The organism is Pacificibacter maritimus (genome assembly GCF_003814915.1).
In the GTDB taxonomy this organism is placed as follows: domain Bacteria; phylum Pseudomonadota; class Alphaproteobacteria; order Rhodobacterales; family Rhodobacteraceae; genus Celeribacter; species Celeribacter maritimus.
In genome coordinates, this window is sequence record NZ_RKQK01000001.1 from 1,263,467 (window position 1) to 1,282,549 (window position 19,083).

23 protein-coding genes and 1 other RNA gene are annotated in these 19,083 nt (G+C 52.9%); 12 read left to right on the top strand and 12 right to left on the bottom strand.

Annotation, left to right across the window (positions count from 1 at the left end; genetic code table 11):
- Positions 1 to 94: 94 nt before the first annotated feature.
- Both EDD53_RS05870 and EDD53_RS05875 read right to left on the bottom strand, forming a co-directional pair.
- Positions 95 to 469 (bottom strand): helix-turn-helix domain-containing protein, encoded by a 375-nt coding sequence (locus EDD53_RS05870; protein WP_123792219.1) that lies wholly within the window; start codon positions 467 to 469, stop codon positions 95 to 97.
- A 325-nt stretch (positions 470 to 794) separates the two neighbouring features.
- Positions 795 to 1,676, bottom strand: coding sequence for a LysR family transcriptional regulator (locus tag EDD53_RS05875; protein WP_123792220.1), 882 nt, complete (start codon positions 1,674 to 1,676; stop codon positions 795 to 797).
- A gap of 119 nt (positions 1,677 to 1,795) precedes the next feature.
- On the opposite strand from EDD53_RS05875, the gene EDD53_RS05880 reads away from it, so the two are divergent.
- Positions 1,796 to 2,008 carry a DUF1127 domain-containing protein gene (locus EDD53_RS05880; RefSeq protein WP_123792221.1) on the top strand — a complete coding sequence of 71 codons (213 nt, stop codon included), beginning with the start codon at positions 1,796 to 1,798 and terminating at the stop codon, positions 2,006 to 2,008.
- A 212-nt stretch (positions 2,009 to 2,220) separates the two neighbouring features.
- Positions 2,221 to 2,961: a Bax inhibitor-1/YccA family protein gene (locus EDD53_RS05885; protein ID WP_123792222.1), complete on the top strand. Its 741-nt coding sequence runs from the start codon at positions 2,221 to 2,223 to the stop codon at positions 2,959 to 2,961.
- 103 nt (positions 2,962 to 3,064) lie between these two features.
- Here the strand turns inward: EDD53_RS05885 and EDD53_RS05890 are convergent, their stop codons facing one another.
- The 3 genes from EDD53_RS05890 to EDD53_RS05900 all read right to left on the bottom strand — a co-directional run bounded on the left by EDD53_RS05890 (position 3,065) and on the right by EDD53_RS05900 (position 4,958).
- Positions 3,065 to 3,643: a GNAT family N-acetyltransferase gene (locus EDD53_RS05890; protein ID WP_123792223.1), complete on the bottom strand. Its 579-nt coding sequence runs from the start codon at positions 3,641 to 3,643 to the stop codon at positions 3,065 to 3,067.
- 126 nt (positions 3,644 to 3,769) lie between these two features.
- Entirely contained in the window at positions 3,770 to 3,937 is a 168-nt protein-coding gene (gene rpmG / locus EDD53_RS05895) for a 50S ribosomal protein L33 (protein WP_085849169.1), read from the bottom strand.
- A 310-nt stretch (positions 3,938 to 4,247) separates the two neighbouring features.
- The gene (locus tag EDD53_RS05900; protein WP_123792224.1) at positions 4,248 to 4,958 is read right to left on the bottom strand and encodes a DUF533 domain-containing protein; all 711 of its coding nucleotides are present in this window, start codon (positions 4,956 to 4,958) and stop codon (positions 4,248 to 4,250) included.
- A gap of 204 nt (positions 4,959 to 5,162) precedes the next feature.
- Here EDD53_RS05900 and EDD53_RS05905 point away from each other — a divergent pair, with 204 nt between their 5' ends.
- Positions 5,163 to 5,687 (top strand): hypothetical protein, encoded by a 525-nt coding sequence (locus tag EDD53_RS05905; RefSeq protein WP_123792225.1) that lies wholly within the window; start codon positions 5,163 to 5,165, stop codon positions 5,685 to 5,687.
- Positions 5,688 to 5,739: 52 nt separating this feature from the next.
- On the opposite strand, the gene rnpB is transcribed toward EDD53_RS05905, so the two are convergent.
- From rnpB to EDD53_RS05940, 7 genes are all read right to left on the bottom strand, one after another.
- An RNA gene (gene rnpB / locus EDD53_RS05910) (RNase P RNA component class A) lies at positions 5,740 to 6,144 on the bottom strand.
- Positions 6,145 to 6,156: 12 nt separating this feature from the next.
- Positions 6,157 to 6,858 carry an N-acetylmuramoyl-L-alanine amidase gene (locus EDD53_RS05915; protein ID WP_246002227.1) on the bottom strand — a complete coding sequence of 234 codons (702 nt, stop codon included), beginning with the start codon at positions 6,856 to 6,858 and terminating at the stop codon, positions 6,157 to 6,159.
- A gap of 6 nt (positions 6,859 to 6,864) precedes the next feature.
- Complete coding sequence (locus tag EDD53_RS05920) at positions 6,865 to 7,614, bottom strand: hypothetical protein (protein ID WP_123792226.1); 750 nt, start codon at positions 7,612 to 7,614, stop codon at positions 6,865 to 6,867.
- Between the two features lie 36 nt (positions 7,615 to 7,650).
- On the bottom strand, positions 7,651 to 9,132 hold the full coding sequence (gene gatA, locus EDD53_RS05925) for an Asp-tRNA(Asn)/Glu-tRNA(Gln) amidotransferase subunit GatA (RefSeq protein ID WP_123792227.1): 1,482 nt from the start codon (positions 9,130 to 9,132) through the stop codon (positions 7,651 to 7,653).
- A gap of 5 nt (positions 9,133 to 9,137) precedes the next feature.
- Entirely contained in the window at positions 9,138 to 9,425 is a 288-nt protein-coding gene (gatC, locus tag EDD53_RS05930; protein WP_123792228.1) for an Asp-tRNA(Asn)/Glu-tRNA(Gln) amidotransferase subunit GatC, read from the bottom strand.
- A 146-nt stretch (positions 9,426 to 9,571) separates the two neighbouring features.
- A complete protein-coding gene (locus EDD53_RS05935; protein ID WP_123792229.1) occupies positions 9,572 to 9,820 on the bottom strand; it encodes a peptidase in 249 nt (82 codons plus the stop codon).
- Between the two features lie 2 nt (positions 9,821 to 9,822).
- Complete coding sequence (locus tag EDD53_RS05940; protein ID WP_123792230.1) at positions 9,823 to 10,272, bottom strand: nucleoside deaminase; 450 nt, start codon at positions 10,270 to 10,272, stop codon at positions 9,823 to 9,825.
- Positions 10,273 to 10,394: 122 nt separating this feature from the next.
- Here EDD53_RS05940 and EDD53_RS05945 point away from each other — a divergent pair, with 122 nt between their 5' ends.
- The 9 genes from EDD53_RS05945 (at position 10,395) to dtd (ending at position 19,027) form a co-directional block, all read left to right on the top strand.
- Positions 10,395 to 11,663: a pseudouridine synthase gene (locus EDD53_RS05945; protein WP_123792231.1), complete on the top strand. Its 1,269-nt coding sequence runs from the start codon at positions 10,395 to 10,397 to the stop codon at positions 11,661 to 11,663.
- 259 nt (positions 11,664 to 11,922) lie between these two features.
- A complete protein-coding gene (locus EDD53_RS05950; protein ID WP_123792232.1) occupies positions 11,923 to 12,798 on the top strand; it encodes a 5-bromo-4-chloroindolyl phosphate hydrolysis family protein in 876 nt (291 codons plus the stop codon).
- A 20-nt stretch (positions 12,799 to 12,818) separates the two neighbouring features.
- Entirely contained in the window at positions 12,819 to 14,009 is a 1,191-nt protein-coding gene (locus EDD53_RS05955) for a toxic anion resistance protein (protein WP_123792233.1), read from the top strand.
- A gap of 5 nt (positions 14,010 to 14,014) precedes the next feature.
- Positions 14,015 to 14,989, top strand: coding sequence for a DUF2927 domain-containing protein (locus EDD53_RS05960; protein ID WP_246002229.1), 975 nt, complete (start codon positions 14,015 to 14,017; stop codon positions 14,987 to 14,989).
- A 17-nt stretch (positions 14,990 to 15,006) separates the two neighbouring features.
- Positions 15,007 to 16,110: an SPFH domain-containing protein gene (locus EDD53_RS05965; RefSeq protein WP_123792234.1), complete on the top strand. Its 1,104-nt coding sequence runs from the start codon at positions 15,007 to 15,009 to the stop codon at positions 16,108 to 16,110.
- A gap of 18 nt (positions 16,111 to 16,128) precedes the next feature.
- Positions 16,129 to 16,500, top strand: a complete 372-nt coding sequence (locus tag EDD53_RS05970) for a nuclear transport factor 2 family protein (RefSeq protein WP_123792235.1) — start codon at positions 16,129 to 16,131, stop codon at positions 16,498 to 16,500.
- Positions 16,497 to 17,597: a TFIIB-type zinc ribbon-containing protein gene (locus tag EDD53_RS05975; protein ID WP_123792236.1), complete on the top strand. Its 1,101-nt coding sequence runs from the start codon at positions 16,497 to 16,499 to the stop codon at positions 17,595 to 17,597. Before EDD53_RS05970 ends, EDD53_RS05975 begins: the two co-directional genes overlap by 4 nt.
- Positions 17,598 to 17,663: 66 nt before the next feature.
- Positions 17,664 to 18,584: a carbohydrate kinase family protein gene (locus tag EDD53_RS05980; RefSeq protein ID WP_123792237.1), complete on the top strand. Its 921-nt coding sequence runs from the start codon at positions 17,664 to 17,666 to the stop codon at positions 18,582 to 18,584.
- Between the two features lie 2 nt (positions 18,585 to 18,586).
- A complete protein-coding gene (gene dtd, locus EDD53_RS05985) occupies positions 18,587 to 19,027 on the top strand; it encodes a D-aminoacyl-tRNA deacylase (RefSeq protein ID WP_123792238.1) in 441 nt (146 codons plus the stop codon).
- Positions 19,028 to 19,083: the final 56 nt, after the last annotated feature.

Consider the following 19,083-nt stretch of genomic DNA (forward strand, 5'->3'; position numbering starts at 1 on the left):
CCGCAAAAGTCCTGCACCATATGCGGGCAGGACTTTTGCAGAAAATGGACCACGGCCTAAACCTTATGTCCACGATATATTCAGTGCCTTGAACTTAGGCGACGTCAGATAAAACACGTGCCAATTCAAATAGACGGCGGCGTTGATTTGCTGGGATTGAATAGTAAGACCGCACGAGTTCGAGCGCTTCTTTATCGGCAAGAATATCTGCTGGAACAGATGCACCGTTTTCAACCACTTCGGGAGTATCAACTTCGACACCATCAAAGAAGAAAGCCACAGGAACCTCTAGCGCTTCGGAAATATCCCACAGACGCGATGCAGAAACACGGTTCATGCCCGTTTCGTACTTTTGAATTTGCTGGAATTTAATCCCGACTTTTTCAGCGAGCTGCTGTTGGGTCATACCAACCATCCACCGACGATGTCGAATACGCTTTCCTACATGGACATCCACAGGATGCTTCATAACAACGGCTCCTTACCTAAGCACACAGAGTAACCTATGCGTGTATACCAGACTTCGGCTGATGCGCCTTCTTTCTCAACCTGTCTTTTTGTACAGGAAACAGAAATTTTCCCTTAGACGCCTGAAAAATAACAGTATTTACAAAAACAAGTCAAAAAATTAATAAAACGACAGACGCGTAAAATCGATTTTGTGACTAAACCAAAGAGCGAATAGCAACATTTTTCGCAATTTGCGAATATTCACCATCTCAAAATGACAGCAATTTGCGAATATTACGTAAACAAACACCGTCAAAAAGCACCATCGATCACTGTGATACGTGCTATTGAGCAGCTAAACCTCGTGTCGCAACGCGCATGGTATAAGAGTTGCGCAGTAAGTCGCGCAGGACCTGAAAGGCCTCTCCACGCGCAACATCTGCACTGTAGAGGTTTATCTTTTTGGTCTGCAGTTCTGGCAAAGCTCCGCCGTGCTGAATCGGCTCGGATTGAGGCGGCGTCGAGCCAATAAGCATCGCGTGTACAGCCAAATCGGCTGAAACAGAGGCTTCGATTGTGCGCGATTGATCGCTTTCGATTGCCATCTGCCAAGGAATGCCGCCATCATCCAAAGCCTTTTGCACCCCTTTACGGAACAGGCATTTGTGTTCAAAAGCCAAACGCAAGGGGCGTTGACGCCAAGCTGTGCCATTGATCGCGCCAACCCAAACCAGCGGCAACTCAACAAGGGTCTGACCGCCTGCGTCTAGATCGTCTTCAGTGGTTAGGATTAAATCAGCCTCGCCACGTGCCAGCATTTCTTTCAAACGCGTCGTATAGGACGAGACCAAATTCACCCGCATCCTTGGGAAAGCATGATTGAACTGCTGCAACACCTGCGGGATCGACGGGTATATAATGTCGTGGGGCACGCCCAAAACGATTTCGCCCTCGAACTCAAGCGCCGTCAAACGCCCGAACACTTCGTCGTTTAGGTCCAACATGCGCCGCGCGTATGACAGCAATTGTTCGCCATTTGCAGTGAGTGAAATCGTGCGCGCCGATCGGTCGAGCAGCTTTAGATCAAGGCTTTCCTCTAAACGTTTAAGCTGCATCGAGACTGCTGATTGCGTCAGATTCAAGAACCCAGCGGCACGGGTAACACCGCCACAATCAGCAACTGCAACAAAAGACCTAAGGGCCGTCATATCTAGGTTACGCGCCATATCACACTCCGTGATGCTTAATCGAACAATCATTCATTTTACTTATGTGCCACAATCAGCGAAACATATCAACATGGATGATACATAAAGATAAACACTTCACAGATTGGAAAGTAATCATGGCTAGTTTGACGCTCCGTCGCGCTTTTGGCGCCCCCTCCTCCACTTCTTTGCTGTCCCGCTTAGCTCAAGCGCGCACTGTGGCGCGTCAACGCAAAGCCTTGGCCGCACTGGATGACCATATTCTAGACGATATCGGCGTGACCCGCGCCCAAGCGGAACATGAATCCTCACGCCCTGCGTGGGATGCACCAAACCACTGGAAAGCCTGAACATTTCACGTCGAAACGACCCTCAGTTGGGTGGACTGTCCCCGAGACCCAATTGAAAGCAAGACTGCGCCCCATACAGGCGCGGTCTTTTTCGTTTTTCGTAAAGCTTGCGGCACTTTGAACCTTGAAAACCTGCGCGACCATGCCAATATTGAAGTGGAAACCAAACAAGACGTTTGGCAAAAGATTTTTTTCGAACAGGAGTACAGTCCATGGCTGACTACAGAACGATTGATGCAGGCGCGCGCGCCGGCTCAGCCGCCCAAATTGATCAGGGCCTACGCACACATATGAACAAGGTCTACGGCACAATGTCTGTTGGACTGCTTTTGACAGCATTGGTGGCATGGGCTGTTGGCACGAATGATGCGCTTTTGTCGTTGTTCCGTGATCCGCAAACACTGCGCCCCAACATTTTGGGCTATATCGCGATGTTTGCGCCACTTGGCATGATCTTCGCATTCGGCGCTGCGATTAACCGCCTGTCTGCAGCTGGTGCTCAGCTGTTTTTCTACGTCTACGCCGCCTTGTTTGGCCTGTCGATCAGCTACATTTTTGCCGCCTACACTGGCATTTCGATCACGCAGACATTCCTCGTGACCGCCATCGCCTTTGCTGGTTTGTCGATTTTTGGCTACACAACGCAGAAAAACCTGTCTGGCATGGGCACATTTTTGATGATGGGTCTGATCGGTCTGATCGTGGCCTCTATCGTCAATATCTTCCTTGGCTCAGGTGTTTTGAGCTTCGCGATCTCTGCGATTGGTGTTTTGATTTTTGCAGGCCTCACAGCCTATGACACACAAAAGATCAAAAACGACTATCTGGCCCACGCGCATGCGATGGATTCAGAATGGTTGGCGAAATCCGCTATTATGGGCGCCTTGAGCCTATACCTTGATTTCGTGAACATGTTTATGTTCTTGCTCAGCTTCCTTGGTAATCGTGACTAAGCCAAGCTGCACTAGAAACGCGAAAAGGCCAGCTTTTTAGCTGGCTTTTTTTAATAGGAAACGATGGGAAAAATACGTGCTGTCGCCCTGCACTCAGAAGCCTCTAGTGCAAAGCACGCCCCATCTGGATAGCAGGCAAATACAAGCCTGGCTCGAGCGTCAGCTCCACTTCGCCTGTCGCTTTAAATCCTTGCGCGGCATAGAAATCTTCGGCCGCCAAAGTCGATAGGCAGTGCATATTTTTCACGCCCTGTTCCCTTGCGTGGTCTAAAGTGTGATCGACGATCAATGCCCCAATGCCCGAACGAATAAAATCAGGGCGCACAGCGACGCGGCGCATGTGGCCATTGCAAGCAGGCCCCACACCGCCGAAAGGTGTGGCTTGTGACCAACCGCCCGCGCCCAAAAGCAGCCCGCCAGCATCCGCAACAAAGTAACTGCCGCCCGCCAAAAGACTGGGGGGCGTACGCAGCAAACGTGGCAAGGCGCGTGACAAAACATCGTTATGGTAAACAGGCGTCAAAAGCGCGCCATAGCTTTCGGCAATCAACGCATCGATATCATCAGCGTCTTTCGCAGTGGCGCTGCGCACAGTGAAGGGCGGCACATCGGTTATGCCTGCGGGTGCAAAATCTAATTCGCTTGAATTGCCAATTGGCGGGGGGTCTTGAAGTAGGCACATATCGGGATCTCCTCGTTCACGCGGGTGGCGTGGATTTTGGGCTGGTCCGCTGCGGTGCTCTACAAAGAAAAACCGCGCGAACCTTGTGGTTTGCGCGGCTTTTGCATTTTGTCGTTCAAATCAGGCTTATTTGATTTTGCCTTCTTTGTACTCAACATGCTTGCGCACCACTGGGTCATATTTTTTCATGACCATTTTTTCGGTCATCGTACGTGCATTTTTTTTGGTCACGTAAAAGTGGCCCGTGTCCGCAGTCGAGTTCAGACGGATTTTGATTGTGGTTGGCTTAGCCATTTTAAAGTCTCCAGTCTTACGTCCAACGGGTCAGTCGGGCACTTACGCGTGACACCCCGTGAAATCCTTGAAGCCTGCCTTTTATAGCCTTCCCCCTTCGAGTCAATGGGGATATCGGCAAAAAAACACAAGCGTGGCCACCATGGCCGAATTTTTTACAGCCCAGATCGACCTAACGGAACGATGCTGTGCTCTTGGGGCTGTCTATGTCACAGATTCGGCGGGGCAGCTAGAGGCATTTGCAGGCTGACGCCAACAAAAAGGCCCTGACAGCATCTGCCAAGGCCTTAGGTCACGACCTTATCCCAGTTTAAAGCGCAGGCTTCCCCATAGACAGGTGAATATCGGCCTGTTTTGCCGCATCCAATTGCAAAGCGGTTGCCAAGGATTTTAGGAATTGCTGTTCGGCGGCTGTATCGACTGAAATCGCCATCAAAGCTGCCGCGTAAATCTTGCCCTTTGTGTCCTCTGTGGCCTCTTTGGCCAGCGCCATAGGATCAACAGGTGCGTCCAATTCGCGTTGCACGAAATCGATTTCTTCTTGGGACGCATCCGTGAGGTGATCCAAAATCTTGCTGCGTTCTTCTGCGTCAATTTCACCATCCGATTTCGCAGCCATAATCATAGCGCGGATCATCAGTTTGGCATGATCCTCGGCTGCTGTGCCAACGGGCGTGTCTTTGGTCACAGCGCTGAACATTTCAGACAGCCCCCCCGCACCAGCAGCCGCCGCGCCGCCCATGGCTGAGAACAAAGATCCAAGCCCCGCTTCGGTCGCCTCAGAGGCATCTGCCGCCTGATTGCCAAAGCTTCCCATCATTTTTTTGATCGCATCTGCGCCACCAGGGACGCCGAATTTTTCAGCCATTTGGCCCATTTGGTCGGCCATGCCGCCTTCGTCGCCCGCTTTGCGCATGGCATCGCGCAGGCCGTCCATGCCGCCCATCTGGCGCATTTTGTCAGCGCCTTTGGCAGCAGCGAAACCGACGGCTAATGTGGCCAATGTTTTAACGAAACTCATGGGTCTCTCCCCGTTTGAAAACCTGAATACGAAACCAATATGGGGGCTAACGGGATTTATGCCAAGCGCGCAAAGCCCTTAGGGGGACCAATTGTCGAATTGGCACCGTCAAAAGCACGAGCAGTCCCAACGGTCGTACATATCATTGACAGAGTTGGCTTTCTTTGGTCTTGCTGCGACAAGCATATTACAGGAACACATGTTATGGCCCTCATCGACCCGACCCTTTTGACCAGCGAAAATGGTCTGCTTGAAAACGCTCAGATTGTCATCTTGGTGCTGAGCACGCTGGTGTTTTGGATGCGACTGTACCAGTTGATCAAGCTGCGCCATTTGACATTGCTTGCGTTTGGGCTGTTCATTTCAAATCTGCCATTTGTCGGCGCAGGACGCGAATTAAGTTTTGGGGCCGCGATCGGGGCTGATCCTGATCTTGTGACAACAATTCAAATCGTTATGGCCACATTCTGGGCGGCGCTCACCCTATGCGCTTTGGGTCTTTTCATCTTGCGTGTATCGCCGAAACTGGCGGCAATCGGGCGCTACTTTACCCATCCGACAAGTTTAAATATCTATGCGGCTATCTTGATCTTTGGCCTGTCCAGCGCCTTTGAGCAGGGCGCGTTTTATTTGCCACATAGCACACTCATGGAAGAACTGTTGGAACTGGTGGCTTTCAGCTTGATCCTGCGTGCGGCTTGGGTGTTGCGCGAAAAAACGCGCCCCTAGGCAACGAGACCGATGACGCAGGCTATATCGATGACAAAGTCTATCAGTTGATTTGCACGGATGGCCTATAAGCCGGATTTTGTTCAGGTGCGAACACCGTCGATGACCATTCCTCTAGGCGTATTGTTACCAACACGCTCAAGCTGCCAACCCGGGTCTCTCGGGCTTGAACATCCCTATGATGACGCAGCGAACGCTGTGCCTCACACGAGACCCCTATTTGGCATTGCTCCCAGTGGGGCTTGCCGTGCCGCTTGCGTTGCCGCTTGCGCGGTGGTCTCTTACTCCACCGTTTCACCCTTACCTCCGATATAGAAGGCGGTCTGTTCTCTGTGGCGCTATCCCTAAGGTTACCCTCGCCGGGCGTTACCCGGCACTGTCGTCCAATGGAGTCCGGACTTTCCTCGCGTTCCAGTGGGCATAAGCCCCCAGAACCCGCGGTCATCCAGCCATCCGTGCGCTTTGGGACTTAATCGCTGGGGCTTGCGCGGTCAACGGGAAAGCGTTGGGCCAAATCATGCGCAAGTGCCATGTCTATCTCATCCAACGGTCCCTCATGTCGCGGACGAAACCGATCACGAAAAACACTAAGGATGACATCAGCTTTCTGATCTTCGCAGTGATACCCAAACAGATTGAGGGCCTGCAAAAAAGCATCCTGATCAACGGCAAGAGCACCTGCGGGGGCGGGCCAAACGCCAAATCCTTGACGCGCCAAGCGATGCCAATCAAAGCGCGGGCCGGGATCAATTTTGCGCGCAGGCGCCATGTCGGAATGGCCGATGATGCGCTCTGGCTTGATCTTATGACGACGCATAATCTGTGCCAAAAGGCTTTCCAAAGCATCCATCTGTGCAGCTGCAAACGGCGTGGTGCCAGCGTTGGACAGCTCAATTCCAATGGAATGTGAATTCACATCCGACACATTGCCCCAAGCGCCAGCACCTGCATGCCAAGCGCGCTTGGCTTCATCAACCATCTGCACAATACGCCCATCAGAATCGATGAGATAATGGGCTGAAACTTCGAATTCGGGATCACACAAACGCGCCAGTGCGTCCTGCGCACAGTTCATCGCCGTGTAATGCAAAACGATCATATCAGGCCGCACACCTCCACGCCGATCGCCAAAATTAGGCGAGGCATGGAACTGGCAGTTGAGCTTTGTCATGATGATTTAGTTGCTGCGCGCAGCCAAACGGAAGGGGCGCGGATCCCAAGAGCAAGCAAATCCATCCCCATCAGGGTCAAGACCTTGGACATTACGCTGAGGACCACCACCTGCCAAGAATGCTTCTTGCGCCAAATCAGGTGACGGGTATTTCGCGCAATTGCGCTCAGCACGCGCTGCGGCGCCCACTGTCAGGCGTGAATACAAAGCTTGGCCCACTGAATTGGATGTGGATAGCGCAAAACTGACCAAAGATGTTGTTGCATCTTTCGGGCGCGACGGCACCGCAGTGGGCTCAACTGTTTGATAAGCTTGACGGTTTGCCGCAATCACAGCTGCATCTTGTTCGATTGAGCGCTCAGAGGATACGGCATCGAAATCATTTTCTGCCGAAATCCCAACGCTGTTTTCAACGCTTGTGGGCGTCGCAACTGCTTGTGAAAACTGCCCCGTGGGGTCCGCAGGCGCATCAAGTGGCGCTTGAGAAACTGCGCCACCTTGGCCAATCGCAGCCATCGCCGCATCGGCAACATCCGCCCCCTCAGTGGGGGCAATGGCTTCGTTTGACATCGCAAGCGCAGGAGCGATGGGTTGCGCAGACGCGCGCCCTTCCCCATTGGCGATCAGTTCTGCTTCGCGGCGCTGTTGGTATTCAGCATAGGTGCCAAAGCCAACCCCCGCACCACTGTCAGGCACGCGTGTTTCACAACCGGCTAAAACAGCCAAAGATATCACAGCTAAAGCGGCACGGCGCATCATGCGTCTCCCGAAAAATAAACAGTTACGGTAGAGTTACCACCATTTGGTCGGCTTGGAAACAAAGCCTGCGGACTGCTCAAGACTATGGGCGATATTCAGCAAATCCCCCTCGCCCCATGGGCGCCCGATCAGTTGCAACCCAAGTGGTAGGCCTGCGGATGACAGACCTGTTGGCACAGAGATGCCCGGCAATCCGGCCAAGTTTAAGGTCACGGTAAAGACATCATTGAGATACATCTCGATAGGGTCTTTCCCTGTTACTTCGCCAATTCCAAAGGCAGCAGAGGGCGTGGTTGGGGCCAAGATGGCATCCACACCGCTGTCAAACACCTGTTCGAAATCGCGCTTGATCAGCGTACGTACTTTGCGTGCTCGGTTGTAATAGGCGTCATAGAAACCCGCAGACAATACATAAGTACCGACCATAATCCGGCGTTGAACTTCGCGGCCAAAGCCTTCGGCGCGAGTCTTTTCATACATGTCGTCAATGCCTTCTGAAGCATCAATCTGCGCACGGTGGCCGTAGCGCACACCATCATAGCGCGCCAAGTTTGATGAAGCTTCCGCAGGCGCAATCACGTAATACGCAGGCAAAGCATATTGTGTGTGCGGCAAAGAAACATCAACGATTTCAGCCCCTGCATCGCGCAGCATCGCCGCACCATCATCCCACAATTTGGCGATTTCATCGGAAATGCCGTCAATGCGGTATTCTTTGGCGATACCAATTTTCTTACCTTTGATGTCGCCTGTGATCATCGCCTCAAAGTCTGGCACAGCCAAATCGGCTGACGTGCTGTCTTTGGCATCGTGACCTGCCATAGCTTCCAACATGATCGCCGCATCGCGCACGGATTTGGTCATGGGGCCAGCTTGATCCAATGAAGACGCATAGGCGACAACGCCCCAGCGTGAACAGCGGCCATATGTGGGCTTGATGCCAACAGTGCCCGTAAAGGCAGCGGGCTGACGAATTGATCCGCCTGTGTCTGTGCCAGTCGCGGCCAAACATAGGTCAGCCGCAACAGCCGCAGCAGAGCCACCAGAAGACCCACCAGGCGTCAGATCGCGGTCATCGATTTTCCATGGGTTCACAGCAGGGCCGTAAACCGAATTTTCATTCGACGACCCCATGGCAAATTCATCCATGTTCAATTTGCCCAGCATCACAGCACCAGCATCAAACAGCTTTGTTGTGATGGTGCTTTCATATTCTGGCTTGAAACCATCCAAAATCTTTGACGCCGCCTGTGTTGGCTGACCTTTGGTGGCGAATACATCTTTCACCCCAATCGGAAGACCACACATGTTTGGCGCGTCACCCGCTGCGATCCGTGCGTCGGCCGCTTTGGCTTGTTCGCGGGCTTGCTCGGATGTGTCATGCACAAAAGCATTTAGTTTTTGTGCCGCTTTGATGGAGGTTAGGCAAGCCTCGGTCAAATCGCTTGAGGTAAATTCCCCTTTGCGCAATCCATCACGCGCTTCAGCCAAAGTCAGTTTATTCAGATCAGTCATAGCGCTTACTCCACAACTTTTGGCACAGCGAAAAAGCCTTCGCGCGCGTCTGGTGCGTTTTTCAAAATTTTGTCTTGCTGGTCGCCATCAGTGACAACATCCTCGCGGCGTTTCAAACGCTGCGGAGTCACAGATGTCATCGGCTCAACACCTTCAACATCGACTTCAGTGAGTTGCTCGATAAAGCCCAAAACGGCGTTAAATTCGCTGGCCAATTCAGGCAAGGCGTCTTCTTCAACCCGAATGCGTGCAAGCGATGCAACGCGGCGTGCGGTATCAATGTCGATCGACATGGGGCAACTCCGTTTTTAGCGTGCGCGCGGACTCTTTCGTCCACGCAGAAATCCTATTTGATACGGCTTTATCGCGCCGCTTGTCGCACTTCAAGCATATGTGCATGAGAAACAGCACCCGTATGCGCAAACGCCCTCACAATACATCAGGCGCCAACGATGAAATACCGCGCAATACCGTAGACATAAAACAGCGCGAACAGGATGTTGACCCATTTCAACTGCCGCTCTGTGTGCAGCCATGCCATCGACATCCAGATGATGCAAAACGGAAAAGACAAAAACATATTGAGCGGGTACCAGTTTTGCACGATGGCCACGGTGGACAGAATACCCAACACCAAAGCCAAGTTTTTCAACACTGCCTCTCGACGCACCAAAAATGTTTCAACCATGATCAACGACGCTCCGCAAAAAAAGATTTGAGCAAAGCCTCAGAAGGTTCCGCCGCAATCCCGTCGTAAATCTCAGGCGCGTGGTGGCATTGGCTGTGCGAAAACACCCTTGGGCCTTGGGCAACGCCGCCTGATTTCGCATCCCCTGCCCCGTAATACAGTCGCGCAATGCGGGCGTTGGAAATGGCTGCCGCACACATCGGGCAAGGTTCTAACGTCACGTATAGATCATAGCCTGTCAGACGCTCTTGCCCCAAGGCCGCACAAGCCGCGCGAATGGCCACCACTTCGGCATGGGCTGTGGGATCATTCCATTCACGGGTGCGATTGCCTGCGCGTGCGATCACATCCCCAGACTGAGACGCTATGACAGCCCCCACAGGCACTTCGCCGCGTGCGCCTGCCGCTTTGGCCTCCTCAAGGGCGATATCCATGAAAGATCTAAAACTCATACGCATTTAGTGCCGCGGAATGTCGCCCAAGACAAGCAAATGCAAGATGATCGGCTATTTTGCCTCTGCCTGTCGCATTTTGCCCCCTTCCCAAGGGGCCAAACCCCAGCTATTGCCAAGCTATGACACGCGATTCAGATAAAAAACCCGCTCGTGGCGCCCGCACTGCGCCTTCTTTTGTTTCAAAAAGCAAAGGATCCCGCAGCCATGGCGAAGGCAAGGCCTATAAAAAACCGCCCACGAATCCCTATGCACGCAAAGGCGCCCCTGCCCAAGGCCCAGCCGTCGGCCCCGATGCCTCAGCTGATGGCAAACGCCCCGGCGATCGCATTGCCAAGGTTTTGGCCCGCGCAGGCGTGGCTTCGCGCCGCGATTGCGAAGTGATCATCGAAGAAGGCCGCGTGACGGTGAATGGCAAAAAAGTGGTCTCACCCGCTTTAAATGTCCTGCCAAAAGACCGCATTACCGTAGACGGTCAACAGATTGGCGAAGCAGAACCGCCGCGCCTGTGGCTGTACCACAAACCATTAGGTTTGGTGACGACTGAAAAAGACGAATTGGGCCGCAAAACCGTATTTGAAAGCCTGCCAGAAGGCTTGCCGCGCGTTTTGTCTGTCGGGCGTCTTGATTTGAATTCCGAGGGGCTTTTGCTGCTCACCAATGATGGCGAACTCAAGCGCAAACTGGAATTGCCAGACACGGGTTGGCTGCGCAAATACCGTGTGCGTGTCAAAGGATCACCATCTGAAGCCTTGCTAGATCAATTACGCAAAGGCGTGACAATCGACGGCGAAGATTTTCAACCGATGGAAGTGGTGTTCGACCGCCAACAAGGGGCCAATGCTTGGCTCACTGTTGGCATTCGCGAAGGCCGCAACCGCGAGGTGCGCCGCGCGATGGAACATATTGGCGTCATCGTGAACCGATTGATGCGCATTTCATATGGGCCTTTCCGCTTGGGCACCATTCGCCCAGGTCAAGCCGAAGAGGTGAAAGCGCGCGTGCTGCGTGATCAGTTGGGCGTAGATCCTTTCGCTTCTGACATCGAACATCCATCCGAGCCACGCGAACCGCGCCGCCAAGTCAACCGTGGCGGCAAGGCAGGCGGACCGCGCAAAGAAAGCTTTGGCCGTACAGACACCCGTGATGATCGTGATCCCAAAGGCGGTGGCTTTAAATCCCGCGGGGATCGTGATGACCGCGGTCCAAAAGGCGGCGGCTACAAAGGCAAATCAGAGGGCCGCGATGGCAAGCCTGATTTCAAATCCGCTGGCTACAAATCACGCGGCAGCGCAGATGGTGGGCGCGCTAAGGGATTTAAATCCCACGGTGACAGCAAGCCATCAGGCTCACGTGGCGCAAAAGGCTTTGGCGGCAAAAAACGGGACTAAACGCGACAGACGCGCAAGGGGGAACAACAATCGCAGCTTCCCCCAGCTTCCCCCCTTTCCTGTGGGGCAATTGTTTCCTATATCTAGTAAAGTTAGGTCATTGCGCAGCGGACAAAAGTCGTTTGCGCATGTCCCAAAGCGGTGTGGAGTGATTTACCTATGAGTGCCGATAAGATGCAAAAACTTGCCTATTATCTATTGGTCGCGCTGACGTTTTACGCCACGATTGGCGCATCAGGGATTTGATGGGTATTTGATCATGGCACAAAGGTACGGCTCCAAATATTCACCGAGCAGCGCAACAAAGGACACAGCACCCAAAGCACGCCCCTTTGATGGTAAGAAACCGTCGCGTGTAGGCGCGCGCTCAAATCTGCTATTTTACGCAGCCCTGCCCCTTGCATGGAAAGCCTTTGGTGCGCAGCCCGTGGTTATGGCTCAATATTTAGTCGCCTTGGGGTTACTCTTGGGCGCAGCTTGGCTCACCCGCGAGGGCCTGAAAGCCCATGAAGCCTATGACGCGCGCAAAGTTGCGCGCAGGCCCGCACTCCCGCGCAAAATCTTTGGGTCTGTGCTAACTGGCTTAGGCCTTGGGATGGTTGGTCTTGCAGGCTGGGGCGTGATCGAGGCAGGAATTTTCGCCATCTTGGGCACCGCTTTGCACAGTTTTTCTTTTGGCATCGATCCATTGCGTCACAAAGGCATGGAAGGCGTTGATACTTTTCAACAAGACCGCGTAGCCAAGGCCGTCAATGAGGCGGAAAAGCACCTGCAATCCATGCGCGAAGCTTTGGCGCGCACAGGCGACCGCGAGGCGCAAAGCCGACTAGAGCAATTCACCAAAACAGCTCGCACCATGTTTCGCACTGTTGAGGAAGATCCACGCGATCTGACCTCCGCGCGCAAATATTTGGGCGTTTATCTGCTGGGGGCACGTGATGCCACCGTCAAATTTGCAGACATTTGGGCCAACAGTCGTAATACTGACGCACGGCGTTCGTATCTATCGCTGCTAGACGATCTTGAAAGCAACTTTACCGCCCGCAATGAGGCGTTGCTGCTGGATAATAAAATTGATCTCGATATCGAGATCGACGTGTTGCGTGACCGATTGGCACGCGAAGGTATTAAGTAAAATTACGTCAGGGGAATTTCATGTCAGACACGATCCGCCAAAAGGCCGAGGCCATTCACAAAGACGTCGAAGCCGTCACAGCCGTAGTTCTACCAGAACCTGCGGGTGATTTGGTCGTTTTGGCCTCAGCAGAACCTGCTGATGCAGACGCCATTCGTTTGGCTATGACAGAAATCGACATGACGGACACCAATTCAATTGTGCGCTTTGGCTCAGGCGCCCAAGCCGAATTGCAAGAAATTTCCCAAGCCATGCTTGCGGATGTGCGCAACAAAGATGTCGGGCCTGCGGGTGATAGCCTGCGTTCGATTGTGTCAACCATTCGCGGGTTTTCTGTGTCTGAATTGGATGTGCGTCGCAAGCGGTCTTGGTGGGAAAAACTGTTGGGCCGCGCTGCGCCTATGGCTAAATTTGTGGCCCGCTTTGAAACCGTACAAGGCCAGATCGACGACATCACAGATTCGCTTTTGTCGCATGAACACACCCTGCTCAAAGACATCAAATCACTGGATGTTCTGTATGATCGCACCCTGACGTTCTACAACGAATTGGGTATTTACATCGCAGCAGGTGAAGAAAAGCTGAACGAACTGGACACCAAAGACATTCCAGCTAAAGAAAAAGCAGTCGAAAAAGCCGCTGAACAAAACCAAATCATGCAAGCCCAAGAACTGCGCGACCTGCGTGCAGCCCGTGATGATCTGGAACGCCGCGTGCATGACCTGAAGCTTACACGCCAAGTGACGATGCAGTCCTTGCCGTCAATCCGTTTGGTGCAAGAAAACGACAAATCCTTGGTCACAAAAATCAATTCGACTTTGGTCAACACCGTGCCATTGTGGGAAACGCAACTGGCCCAAGCTGTCACCATTCAGCGGTCCTCAGAAGCGGCTCATGCGGTGCGCGATGCCAATGACCTCACCAATGAATTGCTGACCGCGAATGCCAAGAACCTGCGCGATGCCAATAAAGTTGTGCGCCAAGAAATGGAACGCGGCGTATTCGATATCGAGGCTGTGAAAACGGCCAATGCTGATTTGATCGCCACGATTGAAGAAAGCTTGCAGATTGCAGACGAAGGCAAAGCCAAACGCGCTGCGGCTGAAACAGAGTTGAAGCAAATGGAAGCAGAGCTGCGCGATACTTTGGCTTCAGCAACGGCGAAACGTACAGGTACTGGCGACACCGCTGGCACCGCAGTTCCGAAGTAAACACCATGACAGGTCCGCGCATTTTAACAGCCTTTCAAATGGGCGCACTGGTTTTGGCCAGTGCCGCCCTTTATGGCTGTGCTGCCACAACGGTTTCACCGATCCCGCAAGCGCGCCCTGCTGTTGTTACCCCTGCGGTCGTTCCTGCTGCACCGCAATCTGCACAGCGCATGCTGTCGCAAAAAAGTCTGGCCATGCGCAAATATTACGAAAACGTGCAGGCCGATTTTTTACGCAACGATTTATTGCGCACGGATGGCGGGGGCGTCGATACGCCTTTCAACGAAGTCCAACTGACGCGCAATTTTGATGCCATCGCGCTGAATGATGAATACGCCACAATCGGCGGTCAATTTGTCGCCCAAACCACGCGATCTACCCTGCACCGCTGGGAAATTCCTGTCCGCATAGGATTGGAATTTGGCGAAAGCGTACCCAACGCACAGCGTGCCATTGATCGCGCCACAGTCACGGCCCTCACCGCCCGTTTGGCGCGCGCCACGCGGCACCCGATATCCATGTCCAGCCAACCGAATTTTCATGTTTTGGTACTCAACGAAGATGAACGCCAAGCCATAGGTCCGCGCCTGTTCCAGCTTGTGCCTGGCATTGGGCAATCCATGGTCAACTCTATCGTCGACATGCCACGTTCTAGCTATTGTGTCGTCGTGGCCTCTGATCCTGATGACAATGGCGCCTATACCAAAGCCGTGGCCATTATTCGCGGCGAACACCCAGATTTAATGCGTATGTCTTGTTTCCACGAAGAAATCGCGCAGGGGCTTGGGTTGGCGAATGATTCTCCACGCGCGCGCCCTTCGATTTTCAACGATGATGAAGAATTCGCGCTTTTGACACGCCATGACGAGCTTTTGTTGCAAATGCTCTACGATCCACGCCTGCATATTGGCATGTCCCCTGAAATTGCAGGCCCTATTTCAGCGCAGATTGCGCGTGAAATCTTAGGGCAAAACAGCTAACCGCAAAGGAGCCTTCCATGGGTATTCTCGATTTTTTGACGGGTGAATTTATTGATGTCATCGACTGGACAGATGACACGCGCGACACGATGGTTTGGCGGTTTGAGCGTGAAGATCACGAAATTAAATACGGCGCCAAACTGACGGTGCGCGAAGGGCAAGCTGCTGTTTTTATTCACGAAGGTCAAATGGCTGATGTATTCACGCCTGGGCTTTACATGTTGGAAACAAACAACATGCCGATCCTGACCACGTTGAACCACTGGGATCACGGGTTCAAATCCCCGTTTAAATCCGAAATCTATTACGTCAATACAACGCGCTTTTCTGACCTGAAATGGGGCACAAAAAATCCGATTATGTGCCGCGATCCTGAATTCGGCCCCGTGCGCATTCGCGCTTACGGCACCTATACAGTCAAAGTGTCTGATCCCGCGTTGTTTTTGACCGAAATCGTCGGAACCGATGGTGAATTCACCATGGATGAGATTTCTTTCCAAATCCGCAACATCATCGTGCAGGCGTTTTCGCGCATTGTCGCCTCAAGCGGCATTCCTGTGCTCGATATGGCGGCCAACACCGACGGGTTGGGACAACTTGTTGCCACTGAGATTTCCAAAGTCGTCGCAGAATACGGCCTGACCATCCCTGAGTTTTACATCGAAAACGTCAGCCTTCCGAAAGCGGTTGAAACAGCGCTGGATAAACGCACCTCTATGGGCATCGTCGGCAATCTCGACAATTACATGAAATTCAATGCTGCCGAAGGCATGGGGGCGGAAAATTCCGCCATGGCTGCCTCTATGGGGGCAGGTATGGGGGCTGGCATGGGCATGAGCATGGCCGCGCAATCTGGTCCTTGGGGGCCGATGCCCGCCAAAGCCGCGGTACCTACCCCACCGCCACCACCCGTTGAGCACGTCTGGCATATCGCCGAGAATGGCACCACAAAAGGCCCGTTTTCCAAAGCTGAAATGGGCCAGATGGTGGCCAAAGGCACCTTGAGCCGCACGACATTTGTTTGGACGCAGGGCCAAGACGGCTGGCTTGAAGCCGATGACGTGGTCGAATTGTCCCAGTTGTTTTCTGTGGCCCCCCCACCCCCACCGCCAGGCGCGTAAGTCAGGGGCAGTCAAATTATGACGCCAAAAGTGATCCGCAAAGCTGAAGGCAGCGCACGCGAAATGGCGCGCGCAGAAGACGTGGCACTGGCCCTGATGGGGGTTGGCCCTTTGCCCAGTGAACTGATTGCGCCAGATGCCACATGGCAACGCAGTGACGCCGCCCCTGCCGCAGGGCGGGCAGCCATTGTCAGAACCTTTGAAAAACTGATCGCCCCTGATACGATTACGGTTGAACAAGTGGTCGCACAAGGAACTGCTGCATCAGTATCGGGGCGTCTAACACGCGGGAAACAATCGCGGATTTTTTGCCATGTCATCCGACACACCACAGCACAAGCCACAGAAATTGCTCAGATTGTCAGCTTTGAACATAGGGGCGAAAAATGACCGAAGAGCATGAATTCCCTTGCGCGACCTGTGGCGCGGACATGCATTTTGATCCAGAAGGGCATCAGTTGCTATGTTCCCATTGCGGCGCAGTGCAAGACTTGGACACCAGCCAATTCAAGCCTTTGCGCGAACGGCCTTTTACCACCTCAGACCCCGATCTTTGGGCGCAAGACGATCGCGACATTGAAATCAAACAGGTGGCACACTGCTCAAGCTGTTCTGCCCAAATCGATTTTTCGGATACGGCGCATGCCAAGCAATGCCCCTATTGCGCTTCACCAATTGTCACAGATACGGGGGCCAAACGCAGCCATAAGCCCGATGGTGTTTTGCCTTTCGCAGTGAAAGAAACCCAAGCCCGCGACGCTTTAGGCGACTGGTTGGGGTCGCGCTGGTTTGCCCCGAACGGCATGGCGGATTTCGCTCGAAAAGGTCGATCCATGGCGGGCATCTATATGCCCTATTGGACTTATGATGCGCAAACGGCATCGCAATATAGCGGCCGACGGGGCGATCATTACTATGTCACCAAACGCGTGGTTGTGAATGGCGAAACGCGGACACGCCGCGTCCGCAAAACCAAATGGCGGCGTGTTTCGGGGCATGTGTCGCGCTTTTTCGATGATGTTTTGGTTCCTGCATCAACCGCATTGCCGCAAAAACATTTGTCGGGCTTGGAGCCGTGGGATTTACCTGCCATCCGCCCCTATTCCCCTGATTATTTGGCGGGGTTTAACGCAGAAAGTTATACTGTAAACCGCCAAGATGGCTTTGATGTCGCGCAAGATAAGATGCAAAAAGTGATCGAGCGCGATGTTTGCTTTGATATCGGCGGGGATCGCCAACAGATTGAAGATCTAAAAACACAAGTCTCACAGGTCACGTTTAAGCATGTGCTTTTACCCGTTTGGTCTGCCGCCTATAAATATCGCGGCGAAACGTTTCGTGTTTTGATCAACGGTCAAACGGGTCGCGTAACAGGTCAGCGGCCATATTCGCGCGCCAAGGTGTTTTTTGCAGCGCTGGCTGCACTCATCCTACTGGGGATCGTGGCATTATTTCTTTATCAGTCCGAATTTGCCAACGCTTATTAGGATTTTAGCTTGCCCTGATAGCGCTATCACAGTTAACTCTGGCGCATCTTAAAAAGGAAATCTGCTATGATCCTCTGCGCTGGAGAAGCCCTGATCGACATGTTGCCCCGCACCTCTACGCAAGGGGAAGATGCCTATGCCCCGCATGCGGGTGGGGCTGTTTTTAACACAGCCATTGCATTGGGCCGCTTAGGGGCCAAGCCTGCGTTTTATTCAGGCCTGTCACAAGATTTCTTTGGCGATTTGCTAAAGTCAAAATTGGCGGAAAGCGGCGTTGACGCGACCTTGGCTGTGACAGCGGATCGCCCCTGTACAGTGGCATTCGTGAAATTGGTTGATGGTCACGCGACCTATGCCTTTTACGATGAAAATACTGCTGGGCGCATGTTAACACCTGCCGATCTGCCAGCCCTGCCCGACGACGTAGAGGCCCTGTTTTTTGGCGGAATTTCATTGCCTGTTGAACCCTGCGGCGAGGCCTATGAAGCATTGTGCGCGCGTGAAGCGGCCACCCGCGTGATAATGATGGACCCGAATATTCGCCCTACATTTATCAAAGACGAGGCCCGTTACCGCGCGCGTATGGAACATATGCTAAGCCTATGTGACATCGTGAAAGTGTCTGACGAAGATCTTTTGTGGATCATGGGCGACGGCAATATTGAAGAGCATATTCAAACACTTCTGACAAAAGGCCCCAGCTTGATCTGTTTGACCGAAGGATCTGAAGGTGTACGTGGTTTTACCCAAAATGGCGTGATCCAAGTGGCATCAACCAAGGTCGAAGTCGCAGACACAGTGGGCGCAGGTGACACATTTAATGCGGGGCTTTTGGCCTCTTTGCAGGCATCAGGTCAACTGACCAAAACTGCGATCAAAAATCTGGATGACGACACAATTCGCGCGGCTCTTGCCATGGGATCGAAAGCTGCCTCAATCACAGTATCGCGTGCGGGTGCAAACCCACCGTGGTCACATGAGATGTAGTCATGCGCGCAGTTGTTCAACGTGTCTTAGAGGCATCCGTCACGGTTGATGGGGAATTGGTTGGCTCTTGTGATCAAGGTCTGCTGATTTTGATCTGCGCGATGCGGGGCGATACAGAAGTGCAGGCGCAAAAGCTGGCATTGAAACTGTCAAAATTGCGAATTTTCCAAGATGACGCGGGCAAGATGAACCTATCTGTACGTGACATTCAAGGATCTGCTTTGGTGGTCAGCCAATTCACTTTAGCCGCCGATACCAAAGGCAACCGTCCTGGTTTTTCAACTGCGGCTGACCCTGAAACTGGAAAAGCACTTTATACAAGCTTTGCCAAACATTTAGCTGCGCTGGATGTGCCAGTTCAAACGGGTGTGTTTGGGGCTGATATGAAAGTGGCCTTGGTCAATGACGGTCCTGTCACGATCTGGATTGATACCGACCAATAGGAGCTGCCTCGCCACAAAAAAGGCGGGAATAAATCCCGCCTTTTGATCATTGTGGA

Coding starts and splice junctions, on each gene's coding strand:
- EDD53_RS05870 (WP_123792219.1), bottom strand. CDS start 469: ATGAAGCATCCTGTGGATGTCCATGTAGGAAAGCGTATTCGACATCGT.
- EDD53_RS05875 (WP_123792220.1), bottom strand. CDS start 1,676: ATGGCGCGTAACCTAGATATGACGGCCCTTAGGTCTTTTGTTGCAGTT.
- EDD53_RS05880 (WP_123792221.1), top strand. CDS start 1,796: ATGGCTAGTTTGACGCTCCGTCGCGCTTTTGGCGCCCCCTCCTCCACT.
- EDD53_RS05885 (WP_123792222.1), top strand. CDS start 2,221: ATGGCTGACTACAGAACGATTGATGCAGGCGCGCGCGCCGGCTCAGCC.
- EDD53_RS05890 (WP_123792223.1), bottom strand. CDS start 3,643: ATGTGCCTACTTCAAGACCCCCCGCCAATTGGCAATTCAAGCGAATTA.
- rpmG (WP_085849169.1), bottom strand. CDS start 3,937: ATGGCTAAGCCAACCACAATCAAAATCCGTCTGAACTCGACTGCGGAC.
- EDD53_RS05900 (WP_123792224.1), bottom strand. CDS start 4,958: ATGAGTTTCGTTAAAACATTGGCCACATTAGCCGTCGGTTTCGCTGCT.
- EDD53_RS05905 (WP_123792225.1), top strand. CDS start 5,163: ATGGCCCTCATCGACCCGACCCTTTTGACCAGCGAAAATGGTCTGCTT.
- EDD53_RS05915 (WP_246002227.1), bottom strand. CDS start 6,858: ATGACAAAGCTCAACTGCCAGTTCCATGCCTCGCCTAATTTTGGCGAT.
- EDD53_RS05920 (WP_123792226.1), bottom strand. CDS start 7,614: ATGCGCCGTGCCGCTTTAGCTGTGATATCTTTGGCTGTTTTAGCCGGT.
- gatA (WP_123792227.1), bottom strand. CDS start 9,132: ATGACTGATCTGAATAAACTGACTTTGGCTGAAGCGCGTGATGGATTG.
- gatC (WP_123792228.1), bottom strand. CDS start 9,425: ATGTCGATCGACATTGATACCGCACGCCGCGTTGCATCGCTTGCACGC.
- EDD53_RS05935 (WP_123792229.1), bottom strand. CDS start 9,820: ATGGTTGAAACATTTTTGGTGCGTCGAGAGGCAGTGTTGAAAAACTTG.
- EDD53_RS05940 (WP_123792230.1), bottom strand. CDS start 10,272: ATGAGTTTTAGATCTTTCATGGATATCGCCCTTGAGGAGGCCAAAGCG.
- EDD53_RS05945 (WP_123792231.1), top strand. CDS start 10,395: ATGACACGCGATTCAGATAAAAAACCCGCTCGTGGCGCCCGCACTGCG.
- EDD53_RS05950 (WP_123792232.1), top strand. CDS start 11,923: ATGGCACAAAGGTACGGCTCCAAATATTCACCGAGCAGCGCAACAAAG.
- EDD53_RS05955 (WP_123792233.1), top strand. CDS start 12,819: ATGTCAGACACGATCCGCCAAAAGGCCGAGGCCATTCACAAAGACGTC.
- EDD53_RS05960 (WP_246002229.1), top strand. CDS start 14,015: ATGACAGGTCCGCGCATTTTAACAGCCTTTCAAATGGGCGCACTGGTT.
- EDD53_RS05965 (WP_123792234.1), top strand. CDS start 15,007: ATGGGTATTCTCGATTTTTTGACGGGTGAATTTATTGATGTCATCGAC.
- EDD53_RS05970 (WP_123792235.1), top strand. CDS start 16,129: ATGACGCCAAAAGTGATCCGCAAAGCTGAAGGCAGCGCACGCGAAATG.
- EDD53_RS05975 (WP_123792236.1), top strand. CDS start 16,497: ATGACCGAAGAGCATGAATTCCCTTGCGCGACCTGTGGCGCGGACATG.
- EDD53_RS05980 (WP_123792237.1), top strand. CDS start 17,664: ATGATCCTCTGCGCTGGAGAAGCCCTGATCGACATGTTGCCCCGCACC.
- dtd (WP_123792238.1), top strand. CDS start 18,587: ATGCGCGCAGTTGTTCAACGTGTCTTAGAGGCATCCGTCACGGTTGAT.